4 protein-coding genes are annotated in these 4,674 nt (G+C 50.9%); 3 read left to right on the top strand and 1 reads right to left on the bottom strand.

Annotation, left to right across the window (positions count from 1 at the left end; all coding sequences use genetic code 11):
* Positions 1-751: 751 nt before the first annotated feature.
* The gene (locus tag KJ970_10690) at positions 752-1,459 is read left to right on the top strand and encodes a hypothetical protein (protein ID MBU2691381.1); all 708 of its coding nucleotides are present in this window, start codon (positions 752-754) and stop codon (positions 1,457-1,459) included.
* Positions 1,460-1,635: 176 nt separating this feature from the next.
* The gene (locus tag KJ970_10685; GenBank protein MBU2691380.1) at positions 1,636-3,552 is read left to right on the top strand and encodes a hypothetical protein; all 1,917 of its coding nucleotides are present in this window, start codon (positions 1,636-1,638) and stop codon (positions 3,550-3,552) included.
* Positions 3,553-3,802: 250 nt separating this feature from the next.
* On the opposite strand, the gene KJ970_10680 is transcribed toward KJ970_10685, so the two are convergent.
* Positions 3,803-4,051 carry an IS3 family transposase gene (locus tag KJ970_10680; GenBank protein ID MBU2691379.1) on the bottom strand — a complete coding sequence of 83 codons (249 nt, stop codon included), beginning with the start codon at positions 4,049-4,051 and terminating at the stop codon, positions 3,803-3,805.
* A gap of 226 nt (positions 4,052-4,277) precedes the next feature.
* Between KJ970_10680 and KJ970_10675 the strand changes: the two genes are divergently transcribed.
* Positions 4,278-4,394, top strand: coding sequence for a hypothetical protein (locus KJ970_10675; protein ID MBU2691378.1), 117 nt, complete (start codon positions 4,278-4,280; stop codon positions 4,392-4,394).
* Positions 4,395-4,674: the final 280 nt, after the last annotated feature.

The following is a 4,674-nucleotide window of genomic DNA, read 5'->3' as shown; positions in this document are numbered from 1 at the left end:
GATCCCTCCGGCTTTCGTTGCCCGGACTCGATCGGAGATTTCGTAGTGGATGTTGGAGGCTTTAAACATCGGGTTAGATTGACCGGCCCAATTTCGCGGGGCGATCCGGTAGTCAATTCTTTGCTTGCGTTTCCTGAGATTCTTCTGGTTTAATGAAGTCACTCGAAATGCCCTCCTCGGCGTTAATTTGTTTTTGAACAATTAACTTATAACCGCTCTGGATGGGCATTTCGAGCTTTTTCTTTTACAATACCTCCTAAATCGCGCTTATATTGGGATTAGTATAACCTATTGGTACTTCGGCAATTCCCGGGATCAGAAATTCCCCGAAAGGCCCAACGTGACATGCGGAATGTAGGCTATATTAAAAGACAGCTGGAAATGGAACCGACATCTCCATAGCATTCCAACCCGATCAACGGCAGCTCAAGGTTGATTCGTGGAGCCGATCCCATTTAAAATACACAGGTTGGTCGTCGGATTAAGAACGGATCGATTCAGGCTGCGGTGATCGGGTTGATTATCTCCATTTTCAGAATGGCAGTATGGGGATCATGCTTCATGTTGTTGACGGTGACGAGGAACCGCATTATGATGCACTCTATCTGGCCGGTGAGAGTGTTCATGACGCCTCTATGTCCTTAATTAATCAAAGCACCGGAGAAGCGACGGTCAGAGTATATATATATATGGGCGTCGCAGTGGGCCGTTCCGTAATCCCAAAATGTGAGCATTAAAAAAGGAGAATGACATGCGTACAATAGTTTTAATGATCCTCGGGGCATTAGCGATAACCTTCACATGTTCAGTTCAAGCACATCCAAACTGTGATCAGATTGATGAGATGTACTTCTGTGCTCCATATCTTGAGTGCGATTTTGAGATCGATTGGATTACCGGTTGTGTAAACGAAGTGCGGCAATGGCGGTGTCATTGGTTTCCTACTGAGGGCCAGAACTGCCCAGAAGATTATGGAAACGCTCAATACTGCAATTGTGGTTCTGCAGCTACACCTGGTAATGCTTGCGACTGCTTGCTAGAAGGAACTCCCATTAGGATGGCCGATGGAAGCACAAAGCCGGTAGAAGAAATACAAGTTGGGGATCGCGTGCTCGCTTATGACGAATCTTCGACCAAGATGAAGACCTCCGAGGTCACTTCTATCCACAAGCCCTATATTGTTAACCATTATTTCATCATTAACGAGGAGCTTAGTGCCACAAAGAACCATCCTGTTCTTAGCGAGGGCAAATGGCTCAGTGTAGGCGATCTTAGTGTAGGTGATGTGTTGACTAACCCTGATGGTTGGGATATCGAGATTTATACCTTTAGGAAGGTCAATGAGAAGGTGAAAGTTTACAATTTCCAAGTTGAAGCAGAAACATATGTTGCCAATGATTTCATTGTTCACAACAAAGAAGACTGTGAGGAATATGTGCAATATCATCCAGATGAATAGCGACTGACTCGGATGACGGAGAGAGCACCCAAGATCAGGATCTCTATTGGCGAATATATCAAGCAGGGAGCTTCTCTCCGTGATATCAGCGGCAGGGGCCGCGTTCAAAGCACTGAGATGTTACAAGACACAGCCAAAGGCAATTTGACCCTAGTTCGGCATTTGGGAGAACGGCGATGCAGATTAGATATTGGGTATCCGTCTTCTCTATCCTGTCCATTGGGTGTTCGGAGGACAAGAGTACGACACCCTCGCTTCCCGACACCACACCACCAGCGGCGGTGCAGGATCTCGCCATAGCACCAACTGTCGAAGACCGAGTCACTCTTTACTGGACAGCACCCGGTGATGATGGTTCCGGGGGACAGGCGTCTCAATATGAAATTCGTTATATGGCATCACCCATAACCGAAACGCTGTGGGACTCCGCAGCGATTGCATCCGACCCCCCGGAACCGGCCATGTCCGGCGAGATCCAGAGCTTTGATATTTCGGGGCTAAATTGGGGTGAATGGTTCTTTGGTTTGAGAACTGCCGACGAGGTGCCTAACTGGTCAGCATTGTCGAATGTCGTGAGTGCAACTATTGGAGATACAACCGCACCTGGCACTATCAGCGATCTCTTTGTTTCATCTTTCAACGAATCCAGCGTGACCTTAACTTGGACGGCTTCGGGCGATGATGGATTCGAGGGCAAAGCGGCAGAATATGATCTTCGGCACGCCTTAGTAACTATCACAGACGAAAACTGGGAAACCGCAACGCGGGTGCAAGCTATCCAGGCACCGGATTCCTCGGGAACAGAAGAAACATTCACCGTGACAGACTTAGAAGGTGGGCAGGAGTACTTCTTAGCCATCAAATCGATAGACGATAGAGCTAATGAATCTGAAATTTCGAATATGGTGAGTGTAACCCCTATTCTTGATGACGTCCCCCCAGGGCAGGTCAATGACCTCGCGGTTACTTCGGCGATAGGTCATAGCGCGACTTTGATGTGGACCGCTCCTGGCAACAATGGTTTTGAGGGTATGGCCGATGAGTATGATCTTAGGTATGCACTCGCAATAATCACCGAGGAATCCTGGGACGAAGCGATTCAAGTTCAAGATGTACCCTCTCCCGAATCTCCAGGGACCGAGGAGTCCTTCAAAATCAGTGGTCTGGAATTAGAAACGCCCTACTTCTTTGCCATAAAAACAGCAGATGGTGCACTCAACTGGTCGGAACTGTCAAATATTGTGAGCGCGACGACTGCTGCCAACGTACGATTGACCTTTAGTTCCAGAAGGCAGGGGGCTAACCGATCTACTTGGTCTCCAGACGGTCAGACGATTGCCTTTGATGCGGATTTTCGTATCCGAAATAACCTTCAAGTCCACTTGATACCCGCAAGCGGTGGGGCGACAGTGCGGCTAACAAATGATCCTCTTGATGCCGACAATGCCGCATGGACGCCTATCGGAAATCAACTCACATTCAGGGCGGCTGGGTTGGGAGAAGACGGTACAACTGAGATCTGGATCATGGATCCAGAACTTGGCGCGGAACCCTCACTATTGATTCGTCATGGGGCAGAAAAATTCATTCGCAATTATTCTTGGTCTCCTGATGGAAGCCGAATAGTCTACTCCGTTCAAGTTTCTTTTGAACCAGATTATCTCAAAGAGACATATATCGTCCCGTCTTCGGGAGGAACACCGGAGTTACTGCTTTCTACTGATTGGGTTACAGAGGGACTCGCATGGTCTCCGCAGGGAGAGCAGATAGCCTTCTATTCGATGCGGGATGAAACCCAAGATATATATGTGATTTCCCCAGCAGGAGGAACCCCTATTCCACTCACCGCGGGCTCGGCCCATGACATTAACCCAGCTTGGTCGCCTGACGGCGGCCAGATCGCATTCGCCTCCAACCGATCTGGGAACTATGACATATGGGTTATGTCAGCGACCGGGGAAAATGCCACGCAGCTAACATTTGATCCATGGGTTCAGACTCGCCCTGCATGGTCCCCTGATGGCAAAGCGCTCAGCTACTCGGCTCTCAGCGGCGATAGTATAGCTGACATCTGGGTTCTCTATTTGGAATAGAAGCGAGGATTGTTCAGAAGCGGAAGCATGAGTCAATACCACCCGTGATCCGCGAAAACTCCATCGGCACTAATTGACTCATCGCGGACCGGGATAAACGATCTCCGGAGGGCGGCCCGGCCGGTTGGTTTCTTGCTTATAGATCCGCTCCATAAGAACTTGGGGAAGGACTGGGAGCCGATTCCAAAGCAGAACATAGTCGCCCTGGTCACTGAATCCACAGAAAGCGCAGCCGAGGCCGAGTGGTGGTCTACGCGATGAGACGGTAATCGTGCTGAACACCACCGAGGACCGGGAGAGCAACAAGTTTGCCGGTCGATGGTAGAGATTGCTTCAGTTCCGGATACGGGTCTGGAATCCCGTGGATGGCCTGTGATGGACGTGCATGATTGTAATAGCGAACATATTCTGAAACAACCCTGCGGATGTGATCGATGCGGAGAAAGATAAAGTGGTTCAGCGCTTCTTCCGTGTCCTTTCGGTAGCGCTGCCTAAGCACAGGGGAGACGCACGGTAATCACAGATGGTGCAAGCAGTTACCTTGAGATGACCCGGCTGTGATTTATTCTTCTCTTTTTTTTGGCCACACCCGTCGACTCCGGCCTCTGGCTGACATGGGAGGGCTGGTGGGCGCACCCCGATCTGGGAGGAGAAATGAATCTTTCCCGGCACCTGGTCGAAGGCCGTTTCCACGTAGCGCCGAACCGGTTTGTTGAAGTGCCACCCTGGGAATCGGTCGGGCTACTGTCTATCGGGTTCTCACGACGGCGACAGCCCAAGGCATCGAAGGGTTAATTGATGGCCGTTCAAAGCGCGGTAATGGAAAAGTCACGGCCGCCTAATTCCATGCTCTTCCCATATCCCGCATCAGCTCTCCCTCGGGGACATCAAGGCGCAGGGCTCCTCGCCGATCGGGGACCGCAGGCGGTCTCTTCGTTGCGGCACCAATCCTGCATTTTCATCGGCCCATGCATGTCGACGCGACGACAGCCGCCGGCGGGCGGGCCTTGGGTGATGGACCACGATTGTCCAGCGTCTATCGCCGCCGCCAACCGGAGACGACGGTCCTGTACGAGATCGTGCGGGAACACTTGGAGACATTCCTCACCCAGGGACGGGGTT

Source organism: Candidatus Eisenbacteria bacterium, assembly GCA_018831195.1.
Lineage (GTDB): Bacteria > Eisenbacteria > RBG-16-71-46 > CAIMUX01 > JAHJDP01 > JAHJDP01.
This window is presented reverse-complemented; position numbering and strand designations above follow the sequence as displayed.